The sequence below is a fragment of the Nocardia sp. NBC_00565 genome, from assembly GCF_036345915.1.
Classification (GTDB): domain Bacteria; phylum Actinomycetota; class Actinomycetes; order Mycobacteriales; family Mycobacteriaceae; genus Nocardia.
Map to the genome: position 1 here is coordinate 3,436,953 of NZ_CP107785.1, position 19,422 is coordinate 3,456,374.

The 19,422-nt window shown below is 64.0% G+C and carries 17 protein-coding genes; 9 read left to right on the forward strand and 8 right to left on the reverse strand.

Annotated elements, in window-relative coordinates:
• Window positions 1-38 precede the first annotated feature (38 nt).
• Window positions 39-203, forward strand: a complete 165-nt coding sequence (locus OG874_RS16405; RefSeq protein ID WP_330255999.1) for a hypothetical protein — start codon at window positions 39-41, stop codon at window positions 201-203.
• A 14-nt stretch (window positions 204-217) separates the two neighbouring features.
• Here OG874_RS16405 and OG874_RS16410 read toward each other — a convergent pair whose 3' ends face one another.
• Both OG874_RS16410 and OG874_RS16415 read right to left on the reverse strand, forming a co-directional pair.
• Window positions 218-538: a hypothetical protein gene (locus OG874_RS16410; RefSeq protein WP_330256000.1), complete on the reverse strand. Its 321-nt coding sequence runs from the start codon at window positions 536-538 to the stop codon at window positions 218-220.
• Between the two features lie 52 nt (window positions 539-590).
• Entirely contained in the window at window positions 591-1,556 is a 966-nt protein-coding gene (locus OG874_RS16415; RefSeq protein ID WP_330256001.1) for a LysR substrate-binding domain-containing protein, read from the reverse strand.
• 294 nt (window positions 1,557-1,850) lie between these two features.
• Here OG874_RS16415 and OG874_RS16420 point away from each other — a divergent pair, with 294 nt between their 5' ends.
• From OG874_RS16420 to OG874_RS16455, 8 genes are all read left to right on the forward strand, one after another.
• Window positions 1,851-3,320 carry a 2-hydroxymuconic semialdehyde dehydrogenase gene (locus OG874_RS16420; RefSeq protein WP_442943352.1) on the forward strand — a complete coding sequence of 490 codons (1,470 nt, stop codon included), beginning with the start codon at window positions 1,851-1,853 and terminating at the stop codon, window positions 3,318-3,320.
• A 280-nt stretch (window positions 3,321-3,600) separates the two neighbouring features.
• Complete coding sequence (locus OG874_RS16425) at window positions 3,601-4,188, forward strand: 2-keto-4-pentenoate hydratase (RefSeq protein ID WP_330256002.1); 588 nt, start codon at window positions 3,601-3,603, stop codon at window positions 4,186-4,188.
• Complete coding sequence (locus OG874_RS16430) at window positions 4,181-4,618, forward strand: RidA family protein (RefSeq protein WP_330256003.1); 438 nt, start codon at window positions 4,181-4,183, stop codon at window positions 4,616-4,618. The genes OG874_RS16425 and OG874_RS16430 overlap by 8 nt, the downstream gene beginning before the upstream one ends.
• A complete protein-coding gene (locus OG874_RS16435; RefSeq protein WP_330256004.1) occupies window positions 4,615-5,142 on the forward strand; it encodes a 3-hydroxyanthranilate 3,4-dioxygenase in 528 nt (175 codons plus the stop codon). Before OG874_RS16430 ends, OG874_RS16435 begins: the two co-directional genes overlap by 4 nt.
• Window positions 5,143-5,152: 10 nt before the next feature.
• On the forward strand, window positions 5,153-6,265 hold the full coding sequence (locus OG874_RS16440; protein WP_330256005.1) for an amidohydrolase family protein: 1,113 nt from the start codon (window positions 5,153-5,155) through the stop codon (window positions 6,263-6,265).
• A gap of 37 nt (window positions 6,266-6,302) precedes the next feature.
• Window positions 6,303-6,587 carry a hypothetical protein gene (locus OG874_RS16445; protein ID WP_330256006.1) on the forward strand — a complete coding sequence of 95 codons (285 nt, stop codon included), beginning with the start codon at window positions 6,303-6,305 and terminating at the stop codon, window positions 6,585-6,587.
• Window positions 6,584-10,354, forward strand: a complete 3,771-nt coding sequence (locus OG874_RS16450; protein WP_330256007.1) for an ABC transporter ATP-binding protein — start codon at window positions 6,584-6,586, stop codon at window positions 10,352-10,354. The genes OG874_RS16445 and OG874_RS16450 overlap by 4 nt, the downstream gene beginning before the upstream one ends.
• Before the next feature lie 492 nt (window positions 10,355-10,846).
• Entirely contained in the window at window positions 10,847-12,139 is a 1,293-nt protein-coding gene (locus tag OG874_RS16455; RefSeq protein WP_330252158.1) for an IS4 family transposase, read from the forward strand.
• Between the two features lie 170 nt (window positions 12,140-12,309).
• On the opposite strand, the gene OG874_RS16460 is transcribed toward OG874_RS16455, so the two are convergent.
• The 6 genes from OG874_RS16460 to OG874_RS16485 all read right to left on the reverse strand — a co-directional run bounded on the left by OG874_RS16460 (window position 12,310) and on the right by OG874_RS16485 (window position 19,407).
• Complete coding sequence (locus OG874_RS16460) at window positions 12,310-13,488, reverse strand: IS701 family transposase (protein WP_442943408.1); 1,179 nt, start codon at window positions 13,486-13,488, stop codon at window positions 12,310-12,312.
• Between the two features lie 178 nt (window positions 13,489-13,666).
• Window positions 13,667-15,184 carry a carboxylesterase/lipase family protein gene (locus OG874_RS16465; protein ID WP_330256008.1) on the reverse strand — a complete coding sequence of 506 codons (1,518 nt, stop codon included), beginning with the start codon at window positions 15,182-15,184 and terminating at the stop codon, window positions 13,667-13,669.
• A gap of 60 nt (window positions 15,185-15,244) precedes the next feature.
• Window positions 15,245-16,003, reverse strand: coding sequence for an enoyl-CoA hydratase/isomerase family protein (locus OG874_RS16470; protein WP_330256009.1), 759 nt, complete (start codon window positions 16,001-16,003; stop codon window positions 15,245-15,247).
• Between the two features lies 1 nt (window position 16,004).
• The gene (locus OG874_RS16475; protein WP_330256010.1) at window positions 16,005-17,084 is read right to left on the reverse strand and encodes an acyl-CoA dehydrogenase family protein; all 1,080 of its coding nucleotides are present in this window, start codon (window positions 17,082-17,084) and stop codon (window positions 16,005-16,007) included.
• Window positions 17,081-18,211, reverse strand: a complete 1,131-nt coding sequence (locus OG874_RS16480) for an acyl-CoA dehydrogenase family protein (RefSeq protein ID WP_330256011.1) — start codon at window positions 18,209-18,211, stop codon at window positions 17,081-17,083. The genes OG874_RS16475 and OG874_RS16480 overlap by 4 nt, the downstream gene beginning before the upstream one ends.
• Window positions 18,208-19,407: a CaiB/BaiF CoA transferase family protein gene (locus OG874_RS16485; protein WP_330256012.1), complete on the reverse strand. Its 1,200-nt coding sequence runs from the start codon at window positions 19,405-19,407 to the stop codon at window positions 18,208-18,210. The genes OG874_RS16480 and OG874_RS16485 overlap by 4 nt, the downstream gene beginning before the upstream one ends.
• Window positions 19,408-19,422: the final 15 nt, after the last annotated feature.

Sequence of the window (19,422 nt, forward strand, 5' to 3'; positions counted from 1 at the left end):
ACTGTCAGATGCGCGTTGGTGCAGCCCTCACTGCACCGTTGGTGCAGGTGGAGCTTGAAGGCATCGAGCAGACCGCGGCGGCGTCCGGTGCCGTTGTTGACCAGCAGTTCCTCGACGAGGCCGGCTGGGCGCAGCGTCCCACACGCGAGGCCGAGGCGTTTGCCGATGCCGCGCAGACTTCACCCTCGGCGATCAGTGCGTGAATATCGTTGTAGCGCTAGCGGGTTCGCATCGCCGTTCGGTCGGTGCGCTGTTGCGGTGACAGCACGGCCATCGGCGCGGCCGGGTCCTGATCGCCGCGACCGTGTTGTTGCGCGATGCCGCCCACGATCAAGCTGGCGATCTCGCGAATCGTGCGATCGCGCCCCGGTGCCTGCTTACCCGCCGGACACACCCAGCCCTCCAAGACGACCAAGCCGATGATCATGGGGAACAGCACCGATCGTCGCGGGGTTCTTTTCTCCCCCAGCAGGCCGTATCGCGCGGCGATACTGCCCGAGGCGTCGTGCACCACCGCAACAGCTCGAGCACTCCGCATCCCGAGGCTGAACCCGATATTCCGGAACGTGGGCGCCCCGCCACGGTCACGCCTACCTTTGGACCGATTCGTGTTCAAGTGCTTGAGTAAGCGCGGTTGCTTCGACTCGGAGATGTTCGAGCAGGGCCGAGGCAGGCGCGATCAGGGGTCTTTCGGTGGCCCACGACACGCCAACGACTTGTCGGACCGACTTCAGCGACGTCCCGATGAACTTGAACCGTTCCTCTTGCAGTGCGATCGATGCGGGTAACAACCCGATCAGGTCATTCTGTACGAGAAGCTGCCACATCGTGAGCACCGCAGGACATTCGATCCGATCCCTGGGTATTGCGACGCCCGCAGACACAAACACTTCCTCGAGCTCCCAGCGGAGGGCGGTTCGGTCGCTCGGAAACACCCATGCGTATGAAGCGAGTTCGCTTAATGTTGGATGGACCAGCGCGTGCGCAGGGTGAGTACTCCGGGCGACTATTTTGATCGGCTCCAAGTAGAGCTGCTCTTGGGTCAGTCGGGGCGGCGGTGCCGCGAGCAGGCGTCCGACCGTCAAGTCGATCTCGCCAACGAGTAAGTCGGCTTCCAGAACGTCAGGCGTGGCTTCGACGACGACCACGGTCAACAAAGGGTGGCTCGATTTCAGAGCGGCGATGGCCCGAGGGAGAAGAACGTTTGAGCCGGCGAGGTAGGTACCGACGGTCACTGTTCCGAGGTCCGAGGACTGCAGCAGCGAGATCTCCTCCCCCGCGTGCCGGATTTGAGCAAGCACGGCTCGAGCATGATCCACAAAGGACTTCCCGTAGACGTTCAGCGTCACCCCACGGCTATAACGGTCGAACAATGGAACACCGAGGACTTCTTCCACTTCCCGCAGGCTGCGGGTCACGACGGGTTGCGTCACATGCAGAGCCTCGGCGGCGCGCATGATGCTGCCGTGCTCTGCAATCGTCACAACGAGCACCAGATGCCGCAGTTTGAGGCGCCCATCAAGCAGCTTTTCGGTGGCCTTAGCGTCCAACACCATGTGCGCACCCTATGCCTAGAAGGGCATGTCCACAATGCGAAAGGCTGAGGCAAGGGCATATCCTACGCCGCGGCTCGCCCGCAATAGTCCGGACGACTCCACCGAATCGCACGGTAGGCATCGAGATATTGCGAAGCGGGGTAACCGCGAACTGTTTCAAGTACCGACCCAAACTTCCATAGCCGTGCGGGCATATCTAGTACGCCGATTGGCATTGGATTGGCATGCCATTGTGCGGCAGTCTTGGGCAGGTGCAGCGATGCAGGCAATCACCCGGGAAGAGGTGGTAATCCCTTGGCTCCGCGAACAGTGCGAAACTTCATCGGCGGGCAGGCTATCGAGGACGGAGCGGTCGCGTCGTTCTTCGACAAGATCGATCCGGTAAGCGGATCGGTCAGTGCAAGGGTTCAGGAGGCTGACCGGAGACTGGTCGACGATGCTGTGCGCGCGGCCCGGCGGGCCGTCGAGGGAGCCTGGGGTGCAACGCCGGCGGGTCAGCGATGCACACTGCTTCGCCGCGTCGCCGACCGTATCGAGGAACGATTCGAGGACTTCGTCGCTGCCGAGATCGCTGACACCGGCAAGCCGGTCACACAAGCGCGAGAACTCGATGTTGCGCGAGCAGTGCTGAACTTCCGCTCCTTCGCTGACACGATCGCCTCAGCCGGGCAAACGTCCTTTCTGACCGACCTTGCGAACGGTCGCCAGGCCCTTAACTACGCGATGCGCAAGCCTCTCGGTGTGGTGGCCGTCATCGTGCCCTGGAACCTTCCCCTGCTGCTTCTCACCTGGAAGGTGGCACCTGCCCTGGCGTGCGGCAATGCCGTCGTCGTCAAGCCGAGCGAAGAGACCCCCTCGACGGCGACCCTGTTGGGTGAGGTGCTGACCGAGGTCGGTATCCCCGACGGCGCCTACAACGTCGTGCACGGTTTCGGCGCAGGCTCGGCCGGTGAGTTCCTCGTCGGACACCCCGGCATCGACGGTGTTACCTTCACCGGCTCGACTGCGACCGGCTCTGCGATCATGGCTGCGAGCGCGCCTCGAGTACGTCCCATCTCGTTCGAGCTCGGCGGGAAAAATGCGGCCATCGTGTTCGACGATGCCGACATCGAGTCAACGTTGGACGGGCTGACTCGATCTGTGTTCGCCAATACAGGCCAGGTCTGCCTGTGCACCGAGCGGATTTACGTCCAGCGCGGAGTGTTCGAGGAGATCGTCGAAGGTCTGGCCGCCCGAGCGCGAGCGCTGACGCTCGGCAACCCGTACGCGGAAGGGACGACGACCGGTCCGCTGATCTCGACGGCGCATCGGCAGAAGGTGCTCGCCTACTACGCGCTCGCCGAGGAATCCGGAGCCAAGACCATCGTCGGGGGCGGCGTGCCGACCCTGGCTGATGATCTCAACGGGGGCGCGTGGATCGAGCCGACCCTGTGGACCGGCCTGACGAATGCCGATCGGCCCATGCGCGAGGAGATCTTCGGACCGGTCGCGGGTCTGGTTCCCTTCGACACCGAGGAGGAGGCGATCGGCCTCGCCAACGACACCGATTACGGACTCGCGGCGTCGGTCTGGACGACCAACCTGTCCCGAGGCCATCGGGTCGCGCAGCGGATGAACGTCGGCATGGCTTGGGTGAACACTTGGTATCTGCGGGACCTGCGCTCGCCCTTCGGGGGTGTCGGGCTCTCCGGCATCGGCCGCGAAGGCGGAACGAACTCGCTGGACTTCTACACCGAGCAGACCAACGTCTGCGTGCAGCTATGACCATGGTCGGTGGGCAAGAAGACATGATCCTTGATGTTGCGCTCACCATGGTCAACGCGCGAGAGGAAGCATCGTCATGAGCACTTCGATCTACTCATCAGCGTCCATCGAACTCGACGATGCGCAACAGCATTCGACCGCGATACCGCAGCTACCGGAAGGGCTCGACCTCGAATCGGCCTATGGGATCCAGCATGAGCTGATCGCGCGGCGCTGCGCTCGTGGCGAGCGGCTCGTTGGTGCCAAGCTGGGCTTCACCAGCCGGGCGAAGGCGCTCCAGATGGGTGTCTCCGACGTGATTGTCGGCCAGCTCACTGATGCGATGCGAGTGGCGGATGGAACTGATGTCGACCTAACGAGGTTCATTCATCCTCGAATTGAGCCCGAGGTCGCGTTCAGGCTCGCCCGCGACGTCGATGTCAACGATGCACTGACCGACCTCGGTGACGCGGTTGACGCAGTGGCGCCGGCGCTGGAGATCATTGACTCCCGCTATCGTGACTTCCGATTCAGCCTGCCTGACGTAATCGCTGACAACACGTCCGCCGCGGCCTTCGTGATCGGCCAATGGCAGCCATTTCATGTCAGCCACCGAACCGATGACATCGGCAATCTCGCCGTCGAGCTGCGCATAGACGGTGCTCTGGCCGATGTCGGATCCACCGCCGCAATCCTCGGCCATCCACTCCGAGCGCTGCCCGCGCTACTCGCAATGGCTCGCCGAAACAAGATCGAACTCCGCGCCGGACACGTCATCTTGGCCGGCGCGGCAACTGCTGCGGCGCCCTTCACGGCCTCCGTCGTCACGGCCCACATTGCGCGACTCGGCACAGTCACCGTACGAGGCGTGCGGCGCTCACATGGCTGATCACACGGTGCAGGCCCGACTGGTCTCGGGCAAGGCCAAGCCTCGTGGCCGATTCCCCCACGTCAAGGTGGTCGGTAGCTTCGCGTTCGTCTCCGGGACCTCAGCGCGAAGGACCGACAATTCGATCGATGGGGCAGAGGTAGACGACCTAGGAACGACGTGCCTCGACATTCGCGTCCAGACTCGCGCGGTGATCGAGAATATTCGCGACATCCTGCGTGACGCCGGCGCCGATCTCAGCGACCTGGTTCAGGCCACCACGTACCTCGTGTCCATGAACGACTTCGGCGGCTACAACGAGGTCTGGGCCGAGTTTTTCGACGAGACCGGACCAACTCGAACCACCGTCGCGGTGCATGCGTTGCCGCACCCTCATCTGCTTATCGAGATCCAAGCCGTCGCATACGTGCCGCATAAGGAGACGACGTGAATCAGTCACCGGTACCGCCGACCATCAATTTTGCCGGGTGGATCGCGGACAACCAGCACCTGCTGAAACCGCCAGTGGGTAACAAGACAATGGCACTCGGCAAAGACTTCATCGTCCAGGTCGTCGGCGGACCGAACCAGCGCACGGATTTCCACGTGGACCCCTACGAAGAGTGGTTCTACCAAATCAAGGGCAACATCCACGTCAACATCATCGTGGCTGGGAAGCTGCAGCGAGTAGACATCGCCGAAGGCGAGACGTGGCTCCTTCCCGGTGACATCCCGCACTCGCCGCAACGACCCGAGACCCGGTCCGTGGGCTTGGTCATCGAGCGAGTTCGCGAAGAAGGCACGCTCGAGAAGTTCCAGTGGTATTGCCTGAACTGCTCGGCGCTGGTCCACGAAGTCGAGCTTCAGGTGCGTGACATCGTCGCTGACCTGCCGCCGGTGTTCACCTCCTTCTACGACGACGGCGCCGCTCGCACGTGCACTAATTGCGGCGCCGTGCATCCCGGGAAGGGCTGAGTTCTGAACGATGAACGACATCATCGACGTGCACACCCACTACATACCGAGAGGCTGGCCCGAGCTGCCCTCCTCGAATGGCATCGACGTCCCTTGGCTCCGCATGGAGTCCGAACGAGACGCGATGGTCATGGTGGGATCGGCCGAGTTTCGCCGAATCCAAGCCAACTGCTGGGACGCAGAACAGAGGCTCGCAGACATGGACTCCGACGGCGTCACTGCGCAGGTCGTCTCGCCGACCCCGCTTTTCTTCGCCTATGGCAATGAAACCAAGGACGCGACGGCAATCTCACGAATCTTCAACGATCTCGCCCTCGAAATTTGCGAGCCTGCACCGTCTCGATTGCTCCCGTTCTGCCAAGTCCCACTGCAAGATCCGGACGCGGCATGCGCAGAGCTGGAACGGTGCCTTGAAGCCGGGCACGTCGGCGTGGAGATCGGCAATCACGTAGGCGACCGAGATCTCGACGACGAGGGCATCGTCACTTTCATGCAGCATGCCGCTTCACTCGGCGCACCAATCTTCGTCCACCCCTGGGACATGGCCGACTCCCCGCGTCTGCGGCGCTGGATGGCGCGGTGGCTCGCCAGCATGCCCGCGGAGACACACCTATCGATCCTGGCGATGATCCTCGGGGGTGTCTTCGATCGTGTAGGTCCAGAGCTACGCATCTGTTTTGCCCATGGGGGAGGGTCATTCCCATTCTGGGTCGGGCGGATGGACAACGCCTGGCGCGAGCGCAACGACGTCATCGGCACTTCGGAGTTGCAACCGTCGGACTATCTCGGTCGGTTCTACGTCGACTCGGTAGTCTTCGACGACCGGGCGCTCCGCCTCCTCGTCGACACAGTCGGAGCGGACCGCGTCGTCGTAGGAAGCGACTACCCCTATCCGCTCGGCGAACGACCGGCTGCCGGATTGGTGCGCTCATCCACCGTCCTCGACGACGCCACCCGGACGAAAGTCCTGTCGAGCAATGCCCGCGAATTCCTCGGCCCTGCGGCTTTGAAGCGGATGGAGCCGGCTACTGACTTCCCGCCGCCTTTGAGAACACAGGCGAGTAGGCACCGGTCCGTCGCCGCACCAAGCTGGCCAAGGTACCCGACTGTTTCTCGAGACTGACGCGGATGCCGCACGCACATTGTGGAGCTACAAGATAATGCAAGTACGGACATCGTCGAACGGCCGCGTCGGCTGGGATATTTCGGTGGAGAATCCGGTTCTGAACGGCGAACTGCCCGAGGATCTGCCCTCCCAGGACGATATCCAGGACGCGAAGAGCCGCTTCACCCTCATGGTGAATCCGGCTCGGCGCGAACGGCATAGGCTGTGGCAGCTGATATTCCGGACCGAATCTACCGAGACCACGCTGCGCGGGCACTACGGCCTGACCTGGGTCGGTAACCACTCCTCGGCGACAGCCGAGGTCGTGGTCGCCGGATGACTCGCGATTGCGTTCTTTCCGTCAACGCGGTCACTGGTGACCGCGCCGACGGCTGGGTGCGATATCTGCTGCGGCGCTGCGCATCCCATCGGCGGACGGCGCTCATAGCGGGTATCGGCTCGGTGTTGTCGGGAGTTCTGACCGCCATCCTGCCGCTGCTGGTGCGACATGTGGTCGACACCCTGACGGTCACCGCAGCATCGGTGCTGCCGTGGGTACTGGTGCTGCTCGCACTCGGGTTGGTGCGTTTCGTCGCGAGCTGGGTGCGCCGGGTCGAGTCATCCCGGTTATCCCTGGATGTGCAGCACGATTTGCGGCGTGACCTGTTCGCCTCGCTGCTGCGCATGAACGGGCGGCAGCGCTCCGGTCTCTACACCGGGCAGGTGGTGAGCCGTGCTATCACCGACGTGACGCTCATCCAGATGTTGCTGCAGTTGGTTCCGCTGGTCGCCGGCAATGTGGTGATGCTGGCCGCGTCGCTGATACTGATGACTTCGATGTCACCGCTGCTGAGTGTGGTTGCGCTGCTGGTGGTTCCGGCGCTGTGGCTCGTTGTCTCGCGCAGTCAGCGGGAACTCTTCCCCGCCAACTGGGATGCCCAGGCCCGGGCCGCCGATGTCGCCATGCGAGTGGAGGCCGCGGTCGCGGGCGTGCGGGTGGTGAAGGGCTTCGGCCAGGAATCGCACGAGCTGGACCAACTGGCCGCCGCCGCACGGAACCTGTACCGGTCCCGGCTGCGCATTGCCCGGATCACCAGCCGGTTCACCCCCGTCATGCAGGCGGTGCCCGCCGCGGGGCAGGCGCTCATCCTGATCGTCGGTGGTCTGCTCGCGCTGCGGCAATCCATCACGCTGGGCACCTTTTTGGCGTTCATGACCTACCTGGGATCGTTTGTCGCTCCGATTCGCATGTTCGCGATGCTGCTAACGGTCAGTCAGCAGGGCAAGGCGTCATTGGATCGGGTGCGCGAGGTGATCGAGGGTTCGACCGCAGTCGAGGGGCCGTTGCCGGATACCGATCCCGTGCACCGGCCGGACAGCCCGCCGCGCATCGAATTCCAAGGTGTGCGTTTCGGATTCGACGGTCAGCCGCCGGTGCTGGACGGCCTGGAGCTCGGTGTCGAGCCTGGGGAGACCATTGCGATCGCGGGTGCGGCCGGTTCCGGGAAGTCGATTCTGACGCTTCTGCTGCCGCGCCTGTTCGATCCGGATGCGGGGCGGATCCTGCTGGACGGCACTGATATTCGCGAGTTGCGGGACCTGCGCTCGCGGGTGGCGATGGTCTTCGAGGACACCTCGCTGATAGCGGATACGGTGCGCGCCAATGTGTCCTACGGTTATCCGGACGCGGATGACGAACAGGTCTGGCACGCTTTGCATCTGGCCGCCGCCGACGAATTCGTCGCCGCGCTGCCCGAGGGTTTGGACACCATGATCGGAGACCGTGGGCGGCGGCTTTCCGGCGGCCAGCGCCAGCGCCTCGCCCTGGCCCGGGCGCTGATCACCGACGCCCCGATCCTGGTGCTCGACGACGCCACCTCCGCCATCGACGCACAGGTCGAGGAGGAGATCTTCGCGCGCATCACCGTAGAGGTGCGGCGGCGCACCACCATTGTGGTGGCACACCGGATCTCGACGCTGGCGCTGGCGGATCGGGTCGCGGTTCTGGACGGTGGCCGTGTCGCCGAGCTCGGCACGCTGCACGAGCTGCAGAGCTCAGCCGAGTTGTTCCACGCGCTGTTCACCCCGCCGGATCCGTCTGGTTTCGCCGAGGATGCGGGCGTAGCGGCCGAGACGGTACCCACGGCCGAACTGTGGGCGGCGGCCGAGGCCGACGGCGACGAGTCGCGCACCCTCGAACAGATGGCGAAGGCGTTCTCGCAGCGGGCCGCGGCCTCCCCGCACGCAATAGGCGGCGGCGGGGTATCGAGCGCGCCGCCCTCTGGCGATGTGGGCGCGCTGATCGACCGGCTACCCGCGCTCAGCGGCGAACCCGAAGTGCCCGAAGACTTCTCGCACACCCCAGATTCGGATTTCTCGCTGGTCCGGTTGCTGCGGCCGTTCGCACTGCCGCTGCTGGCCGGACTCGGCCTGGTACTTCTGGATGCGCTGGCCCAGATCCTGATTCCGGTCCTGGTGCGCTACGGAATCGACCGCGGTGTACTGGCGGGCGCGCGGGACGTGCTGCTGATCGCCGCCGGTTCGGCGTTCGTTATCGTGATCGTGGACTGGGCTATCACTGTCGCGCAGGTGCGCGTGACCGGGCGGGCCGGCGAACGCCTGCTCTACGGATTGCGGGTCAAGGTATTCGCGCAATTGCAGCGCCTGGGTCTGCAGTTCTACGAGCGAGAACTAGCCGGCCGCATCATGACTCGCATGATCACCGATGTGGACGGACTGTCGGCATTCCTACAGACCGGGCTTTCGGTGGCCTTGACCAGCACACTCACCATCGGTGGCGTGGTCGTGGCACTGGTCGTCATCGATGCCGGGCTGGCCCTGGTGGTACTAGCGCTGATGCCGGTGCTGGTGGCTGCCACCGTCGCCTTCCGACGGGCCTCGGTGCCCGCCTACAACCTGGCGCGTGAACAGGTCAGTGCCTCGAATGCCTATCTGCAGGAGAACGTCGACAATATCGCGGTCACCCAGGCTTATCGCCGGGAAGCAGTGAACCAGCGGGAATTCGAGCGCCGCTCCTGGGGCTATCGTAATGCGCGGATGCGCAGCCAGACCTTGGCGTCGCAGTTCTTCTCGTTCATCGAGTTCATGTCGGTCATCGCCACGGCCGCCGTACTCGTCTTCGGTGTGCACCAGCTGCGTGAAAGTATGCTCACCGCAGGCACATTGATCGCCTTCCTGCTCTACACCGATCTGCTCTTCTCACCCATCCAGCAGTTGTCACAGGTTTTCGACAGCTATCAGCAGGCGGTCATCGGTGTGGAACGGCTCGGCGGGCTGATGCGTGAACCGGTGGCGACGCCGGATGCTCCCGACGCCCGCCCGGTGCGGAGTTTGACGGGTGCGATCGAATTCCGTGATGTCGGCTTCGCCTACGATCCGACGGGCGCGCGGGTGTTGTCGGGCATCGATCTGCGTATCTCGCCGGGGCAGAAGGTCGCAGTGGTCGGGGAGACCGGTGCGGGTAAGTCGACGCTCGTGAAACTGCTTGCGCGCCTGTATGACACGACCGAGGGCGCGGTGCTCGTCGACGGCGTCGACATCCGGCACTATCGCCTGCGGGACTTCCGCAAACGATTGGGTGTGGTGCCGCAGGAACCCTTCCTGTTCGGCGATACCGTGCAAGAGGCCATTGCCTACGGCAAACCCGATGCGGCCCCCGCCGATATCGAATGGGCCGCCCGGGCAGTGGGTGCCCACGAGATGATCGCCGCCCTGGAACACGGTTACCGGCAGCCGATCGGCGCACACGGTGGCAGTCTTTCGGCGGGCCAGCGTCAGCTTCTCGCCTTGGCGCGGGCGCAATTGGTAGAACCCGACATCCTCATACTCGACGAGGCCACTGCGTCGCTGGATCTGGCGACCGATGCCAGGGTCCGTGCGGCCGTCGATCTGCTGACCGCCGGCCGCACCACCATTGTCGTGGCACACCGCCTGGCCACCGCCGCGGACGCCGACATGATCGTCGTTGTCGGCGAGGGCCGTCTCCTGCAAACCGGTCGTCACGCCGACCTACTCACCACCGACGGCCCCTACCGCCGTCTCTGGGCGGCATACGTCGGTGACGAGGCCGCAGCCAGTCTCGAGTAGCACTGACGACGGTCGGCCTGACGAGATCTGTTGGCATCTACGAAATCTGACGTCGATGGCGAGTGCGTCCGGATGCCTGGGCGTGTCCGGCCTGCGCACGGAAAAGTCGATTTCCGTGCGCAGGCCGACCGAGTTTCGGTTCTCGAACAGGGTCACCCGACAGAGTCGCGCGTGCGGCTGTCACCGTTCGAGGGGACCGAGGCGATCGATGGAGATCGCGCTCGGACCATGCACCGAGGGTCCGGCCGGCCGGGTGCAACGATCGGGACTCAACTCATTGAACTCCAAGTCCCGATCCCAACCGACTACTCTCCTAGTACCAAGGCCGCGCAGTTAACGCGTGAGCTGGTGTGTCAAGCGGGGTGGGGTGGTGAGTGGGGACAGCGGAACTGTTGGTAGAGAGGTGTTGTCCGCCAAGACAATCCGCTCGATCGAGGAGTTCCGCTGTCAGTTCAGTGTGTCATTGATCGTTCCTCGCCGGTCGCGGAGGGTGTGTTCGCGCCGGGGCATCTGGGGGAACTGACCCGGATCGTGTCGTTCGACCTGGTCGACGCGGCGCTGGAAACGGCCGGTGCCGTGCGGTCACGAGTGCGGCTGCTGCCGTCGCGGGTGGTGGTGTATCTGCTGCTGGCCGGAGCGTTGTTCTCCGATATCGGGTATCGGCAGGTATGGGCGCGGTTGTGTGCCGGGCTGCCCGGCGGATCGTTCGTGTGTCCTGGTTCCCCGGCCTTGTCACAGGCGTTGCGCCGCGTCGGGGTCAAACCCCTGAAGGCGTTGTTCGATCTGCTCGCCGGCCCGGCCGCCGGGACCCGGCGGTGGCGGGGACTGCTGGTGTGCGCGATCGACGGCACCAGTGTGTTCGTGGCTGACAGTCCAGGCAACGTGGCCGAGTTCGGGCGTCACGGCGGCGGTCACGCCCAGGCTGGGTATCCGATGCTGCGGTTGCTGACGGTGGTGGCGTGTGGCACCCGCACCGTCGTCGATGTCGTGTTCGGCCCGTTGCGGATCGCGGAAACAGCCTATGCACCACAACTTTTGGGGTGCCTGCGCCCGGGCATGCTGTTGCTGGCCGACCGGAACTTCGCGGTTACGGCGTTGATCGAGCAGATCACCGGCACCGGAGCAGATCTGCTGATCCGCGCCAAACTCAACCGGCGCGTCCCCGCGATCGCGCGGTTGGGTGACAGATCGTGGCTGACCCGCACCGGTACGGCGACCGTGCGCGTGATCGACGCCGAGATCGCCGTCAGCTGCGCCGGCGGGCCACGCCGGGTCGAGCGGTACCGGCTGATCACAACCCTGACCGACGACAAGCGTTATCCAGCAAAGGAATTGGTGGATCTCTACCATCAGCGGTGGGAGATCGAAACCAGCTATTTCGAACTGAAATCGACCATCCTCGGCGGGCGGGTGCTGCGCGCCCGCACCCCGGCCGGGGTCGCCCAAGAGGTCTACGCCTTGTTGATCACCTACCAGGCGCTGCGCACCGCGATCGCCGATACCGCGCTCGCCACACCGAGTTTCAGCCCCGACCGCGGCAGTTTCACCATCGCCGTGCACACCGCCCGCGATCAGCTCATCCAGGCCACCGGAGTTCTCGCCACCACCACGATCAACCTGATCGGCACCATCGGCCGCGCGGTCCTGTCCAGCCCGATGCCACTACGACGCCAACGCTCCAGCCCCCGCATCGTCAAACGTGCCATCTCCAAACACCGCGCCAAGGGCGAGGTCGACCGCAACATCTACAAAACCCAGATCAGCGTTCATATCCTGCCCGGTTGACAACCGAGCAGAAACCCAAACTGCGCGGCCTTGCTCCTAGCACGACAGTTGTATTTCGTTGTGTCACAGTCGTTGTCGATGGTATCTGGTTTGTCGGACGCGGGTTTGGTGGCGTCGGCGCCAGCGGGAGGCGGCGAGTGCGTGGGTGAGGGTGCGGGCTGGGTGGAGCACTATCGCCAGGAGACGGCGGATTTCGGCGACTGTGATCGGGCCCAGCCCGCGTGGGCTTTTGGGTCGGTGGCGGCGGTGACTGCGAGGAAGGCGTGGGCGAGCATGGCCAGGGTGATGTGGCGGTACCAGGGGTCCCATCGGCGTACCTGGTAGTGGTCGAGGCCGCATTGGTCTTTGGCGGCTTGGAAGCATTCCTCGATCGCCCACCGGGCTCCAGCGACGGCGACGATCTGCTCACGAGTCACGGTGTCGGGGTGAAAGCACAGGTAGTAGGCAATATCGGCGGGGTCCTCGACCGATCGCCGGGCGAGTAGGGTGCGCACGAACCCGGCCGGGAGGTCACCGAAGCCGGGCAGCGTGGCCCACGCGAAGTCGTAGACGCGCTCGCCTCGAACCCCAGGTCCGCACGAAACCCGGTGCCATGCCTCGGCGGGAGCACGGCCGATGAGAGTGTCGACCCGACGACGCCCGTCGATATCGGTGACGGTCTGTTTGACCGGCACCTCGAGGACATAGGACATCCGACGAGCCTCCAGGAATGCCCGGAACTTCCCGTCACGGCCGTAGGCGGAGTCAGCGGCCACCCACCCCGCGACCACCCCGGCCCTCAGTGTCCGCTCGATCATGGCCTCGGCCAGTCGCGGCTTGGTCAAAACACCTTCACTGCAACGCTTTTCGGGTATTCCCGCTTCGCTACAGCGGTCTCGGTCGCTGATCCATGATTCGGGTATATACAGCTCCCGGTCGATCAACGCACGCCCCGAGCGGCCGGAGTAGGCCAGAAACACCCCCAGCTGACTGTTCTCCACCCTGCCCGCGGTGCCGGAATACTGGCGTTGAACCCCGGCCGACTTCGTGCCCTTCTTGACGAACCCGGTCTCATCCGGCACCAGGACACCGTCCGGGCAGGCCAATGACTCGGCCACATACGAGCGCACATGATCACGCAGATCATCAGCACTCCACCTGGACCTGTTCAGGAAATGCTGCAAACCGTCCGGCTCCACCACGCCGGCGGCATCGGCCAACTGCCAGGAGTTCTTGCGCTCCACCGGCGCCAACAACCCCGTCAGATACGCCCGCGCCCACCGCCGCGGCTCAGTCCGATAGAACACCCCCGCTACCCGCGCGAACACCTCATCGAAACCCACTCGCCAAGCCGAAACATCCTCGGCCACAACATCATCCAGCACCCGCGCCAAACTACCCCAGAACCAACTCGCTTGCAGCACAACGAAATACAACTGTCGTGCTAGGTAGAGCTGGCCCGGCGGCTTTGAAGCGGCTAGCGCCGGCTGGCAGAGACCTGCGCGGGGTCTCCGGCAGCGGGCTTGCGCAACGCTTCGCAGTCGATGGTCACACCCTGTTCGGCCCACCCGTTCGAGGACCGTCAGCCGATTCACTGACCATGTCGAATCGCATTGTGGTGGGATTTTCCCCGGCGTAGCGCTCCCACTTCGGCAGCGCGGCATGGTTGGGATCTCCGGTGCGAACGAAGGAGATCCAGGCCTGGTGCATCGCAGTGCACAAACCGTCGCGGTCCGGTGATTCGATGCCGTCCGTCAGGAGCGCGAGCGACCACTTGTCGAAGTTGTCGAAAACGAACGGCAGGTCCAGGCAGTGCGCGGCACCCAGACGACCGAAGTATGCGGGGCTTTGAAAGTCGAAGCGGTACGCCCAGACCGGTCGCCCGCGCGCGGCCCGCTGCTCAGCCACCTCGATGGTGGGTGTGGCGAACAACTCCTCGGTGCCCAGGTCCATGAGGACCTCCAAGGGCGTCGCGCCCGGACGTCGCGCTTCAAAGGATGCGTACGCTTCGGCAGCACCATCACCGAAGGACTCCTCGTAGCGGGCCAGAACTTGCTCCCGGGTTACGTCGGCGTACATCGGGTTGGTAGGAAAGTAGGAATTCGCTTCCTGGTTGGTCCACCCGATCAGCACGTCGATATCGAGCGCGGCATCGTCAAGGAGATAGTGCACAGGATCGCCGATCAGGCTCACACCGTCCATCACCGGAGGGAAGGGCACCGTCCAGTGGCCCCACTTGAAGGTGCGCTCGAACATTGCGGACCACGCGTCGATCAGAGGCTCCCAGGGCAGCTTGCGGAGCTCGTCGATATTGTTGACGCCGAGGATGTCGAGGTAAGTGTCGGTGATTTCCCGCGCCTCGGCACGATCAGGCATAGGCCCGTCGAACGGCGAGCTCTGCACGATGGCACGGTGGAACAGGCTGCGAGAATCCGGGTGCGCAGCGAGCGCAGCCGCCGAGAAAGCGCCAGCGGACTGCCCTGCGATGGTGATGGCGGTCGGATCTCCGCCGAACGCGGTGATGTTGTCACGCACCCAGCGCAGCGCAGCGATCTGATCGGTGATCCAGAAATTGGCGGATTGCGCGTCAGGTCCGTCGCTTTCGGACCCGGAATAGAGGAAACCCAGCGGCCCGAGACGATAGTTGATCGTCACCACGACCAGGTCTCCGTCGCGCGCGAAAGTATCGCCCGAGTAGATGGCCAAAGACCCGGATCCCGTAACGAACCCACCCCCGTGGATCCAGATCACGACCGGCCGGCAAGCACCGTCGGCGGCCGGCGTCCAGATGTTGAGTGTGAGGCAGTCCTCGTCGAATGGCGGGAAGCCGTGCCCTCCCAGGATTGGCTGTCCACCCTCCACGTAGGGCTGCGGTGCACTCGGGCCGAATTCTGTGACGTCCAGAACGTCGACCCAACCAGAGTGGGGCACCGCCGGGCGCCACCGAAGGTCGCCGACCGGGGCCGCGGCGTAGGGAACGCCTTTGAAGACCGCGAGCCCGTCCTGATGTATGCCTCGCACGGGGCCACTCGTCGTGGCGACCGAAGTCGTGGCCGTGGAGCCCATACTGCTTCCTTTCCTACGGTGTTCGCTGTTTTTGAGACCGAACGTTGAGTGAAGAAGGTTTCAGCGCCCGGTAAATATGGGCTGCTTGCGTTCGAAGCTGGCGGTGAGGCCGATTGTGAAGTCCTCGGTGTCTCGGAGTCGCTGTTGCTCGGAGGCTTCGTGCTGGACTGCTGTCAGCACGCGATCAGGCAGTCCACCCCGGAGCGTCTGTTTGATCGATCGCACCGCCAACGGTGCCATGGCGGTGAATGTGCGGGCGAACTCGATTGCGGCGCTTTGCATTTCGCTGTCTTCGGCGAGAACGTCCACGAGCCCGATTGCCAGTGCTTCTTGACCTGTCAGACGTTGCGAGGCGCACATGATGTGCAGCGCGCGCTGCTGCCCGACAATCTGCGGCAGGGTCTCGCTGAGTCCGAAGCCAGGGTGAAAGCCCAGCTGCGAGAAGTTGCAGTGGAACCGTGAGCTTTGAGATGCGACGCGGAAGTCAGCGGCACAGGCCAAGCCGAGGCCGCCGCCGACCGCGGACCCCTGCACCGCGGCGACGATCGGAATCGGCAGTTCCAACAGCCGTATTGCCTCCGTGTACAGAAGTCGTGCCGTATCCACACCCAAGTCCCTGCGTGTGAAGTCGGCGCCGGCGCAGAAGTGCTTTCCCTCCGAACGGATCACGATGGCGCGGGTGTCACCCGCTGCCAACTCCTCCCCGGCATCAGCAAGGCCCCGCACGAGATCGAGATCGAAGAAGTTGTTGGGCGGGCGCCGCATCGTGAGCACTCCGACGAAGCCATCAAGCGTCTCAACAGACAGGTCAGCGGTCATATTATTCGCCTTTCAAGTTGCTCAGGTGCGGCTGGTCAGCTGTCACCAAATGCGCGATCGAACTCACGCCTGCTGCGCCATGTCCGATCATCTTCGAGAGCTCTGACACGGTGCCGAACTCTGACCGCCACGCTTGCAACCGACGCGTGTATCGATGCAGGGGATATTCCTTCGTCATACCGATAGCGCCGTGAGCCTGATGAGCTGCCCGTACGGCATGTTCAGCGTTCTCCGAGGTCACGAGCTTCGCGGCAAGACACTCGAACACCCCGTCCGCCGATGACGCCGCGTCCGCCGCTCGCTCCACTGACAACTCCGCCATCGCCGCCATTTGTGCCAGCACGACGAGGTGCTCCTTGACCGCGGGGAAGGAGTCGATGGATCGACCGAACTGGTGCCTCTCGGAGGTGTACTTCTGAGTGAGAGCTGAGGTCTTGTTCATCGCTCCGACCATCTGCGCCGCACGGACAAGTCCTGCACGTGCGGTCAGCTCGACACGACTCACAGAGACCGGCACGACCTGCACGGGCGCTTCCCGGAACACGAGTGTGTCCCTGGGCTGATTCGCATAGTCCGATCCGTGGCGGATCGTGGCGGTCGCAGGGTCGAGCAGAACAACCTTGTTCTGGCCCGTCCCTTCGGACTCCACGAGCCCGACTACAACGCTCGCTCTTGACCCCCAGGGCACATCCTCGACGACACCCGTGGCTCGGCCGTCCACGACCTCGAGCGACAGGGGGCTCGTGGAAGGTACGACCGTCGCGGGTCTCGCATCGATCGTCAACCCTGCCGACGCGATCAGCCACCCCGCCAAATATTTCTCGGCGATAGGTAGCGGTACCGCGTGCATCCCGACGGCACGATGGACTGCCAGAGCGTCTTCAAGACTGCCCCCGGATCCACCGGCCTCCTCCGGAATTCCCACGGCTGTGAAGCCCAGCTCTTCAGTTGCATCCCACAGGTCGCTCGGCATGCCTTCACGTTCGGCAACGCTGACAACCTCAGTGGTGCAACGCTGCTCGAAGAAGCGATTGACGATCGCTTCGAGTTCAGCGTCCGCCCGGCCAGCCGTGGCGCTCATGCCTTGATTCCTTTCGCGACAACGCTTCGAAGGACCTCGGTGGTCCCGCCGCGGATCGTCCAGGATGGGGACACAAGCACGGCGCGGGCCAGCAGGGACTCGTACGGGTCCTCGGACATCAAGTCAGGTGCTCTGCCGAGGTGCTTCACGACCGTCCGGACGCAGTCCTGCTCGAACCTGGTCGCCATTTCCTTCACCAAGGCTGCCTCTGTCACAGGCGACTCCCCCACGTCCACCATGCGGGCAATCGAGAGCGACATACCTCGGAAAGCCCACAGTCGCGCGACGATCGACCCGAGATCGAACACCGCGTGTCCGCCGGCCGAGGGGTCTACCTGGAGGGCCGCCCAGTGCGTCAGGATCGACATGCACGACATCCAGCGGTCGACACCACCGCGTTCGAGTGCGAGTTCACTTGTGTTCTGTGACCAGCCTGCCCCGACCTCACCGAGGCGGCAGGAATCAGGTACGAAAACATCGACGAATACAACTTCGTTGAGTTCCCAAGTGCCATCGAGGAACTCGATCGGCGAGATCGTCATCCCCTCGGTCTTCGTGTCGACGATGAACTGTGTGAGCCCATGGTGGCGATCGTCCGACGTGCGCACAAGTGTCAGGATGTAGTCGGCCCCACCTGCATACGAAGTCCAGACCTTGGTCCCGTTGAGAAGCCAGCCACCATCCACCCTGGATGCCCGAGTCTTGATCGATGCGAGGTCCGAGCCCGAGTCCGGCTCGCTCATCCCGATAGCGAAGCACAACTCGCCACGCGCGATGGCTGGGATGAACGCGCGCTTCTGTTCCTCTGTACCGTTCTGCGCGATGTTGGCGCCGGACTGCCGGTCCGCGGTCCAGTGATACCCCACGGGCGCACCGCGCGCCAGCAACTCCTCGACAACGATCAACCGCTCCACTGCCGAACGACCTCCGCCCCCGTACTCTTTCGGCAGCGACATCCCCAACCAGCCCTTGCTGCCGAGGTCTCGCGAGAATTGCGGGTCGGCGGTGGCGGCCATGCCAAGCCCGAGCGGATAGCTGCCGACAGGCAGTCGCTGATCGAGATACGAGCGCACATCGGACTGCAGGTCCAACTCTTCGGCCGTCAGCCGGGTCGGTACCAGTCTCATTTGGAGGCGCCATTCGACACCGAGGCCGACAGCCATGGATCCCCTTGCAGGGCCGCCAGCACTTCGGCTGTGTGCTCACCGATCATCGGCGCCAACCGCCGTACTCCTCCCGGCGTTGACGAGAAGTTCGCCATCTGGGAGGTGAGGTGGAACTCGCCGACCACCGGGTGAGATACGACGGGTAGCTCGGCAACCATCTCCTCGAGCGTGACGACCTTCGTCACGGGGACCCCTTCTGCCTTGCAGAAGTCGAGCCACTCCTGCGTGGTGCGCGTCGCACACGCTTGACGAACATCGCGGTAGAGCGATTCCGCGTTCACGATCGTGGCACGTGTGTCCACATAGCGAGGATCAGTCGCGGCATCGGGTCGCCCCACCGCCGTGAACAGCGCGACGTAGTGCTTGGGCAGGTACGGCAGCATATGGACGAGGCCGTCCTTGGTCGGGTGCGCCCGACGCTCCTTGGACAGCACCCGCCCATAGCCGGCGACACGCTCTTGGTTCGCCTCTGTGTGGACGGCCGAGGTCGCACCACCACCATGCTCGGCCAACATGAACGCCTTCATCGCCTGAACCATCGGGACCTCGATGTGTTGCCCCTCACCGCTCCTCTCACGACGGAACAGCGCGGCCGTAACGGCCTGCGCCATGATCAGGCCGCACGCCTTGTCAGCGAAGATCGTGGGCATCAGAGCGGGCACTCCGAACACCCTCGACATAATGTCGCAGACGCCCGTAGCAGCCTGGATGATGTCGTCGTAGGCAGGCTCATTCGCTTGCGGGCTAGCGATCGAGAACCCCTGAGCCTGGCAATAGACGATGTCCTCGCGATACTGGCGAAGGCTCTCGTAATCAAGACCCAAACGCTTGAGCACATGTGGCCGCATCGTCGTGACGACCACATCGCAGGTAGACACAAGACGGTGAACAACCTCCATCCCCTCCGCGGTCTTGAAATCGACCACGACTGAGCGCTTGTTCCGGAGCAGATTTAGAGCAATACCCGACAATTCCGGATGCGGCCCAGAACCCATCACACGATTCGTGTCGCCACTCGCAGCCTCGAGCATGATCACTTCCGCGCCCTGATCGCCCAAGATCTGCGTCGCCAAGGGGCCCATGATCACCCGCGACAGATCAAGAACACGCACCCCTTCAAGCGGACCAAATCCACCGTCCACCTCAGCCGAGCTCACCTTGCAGTCTCCGTC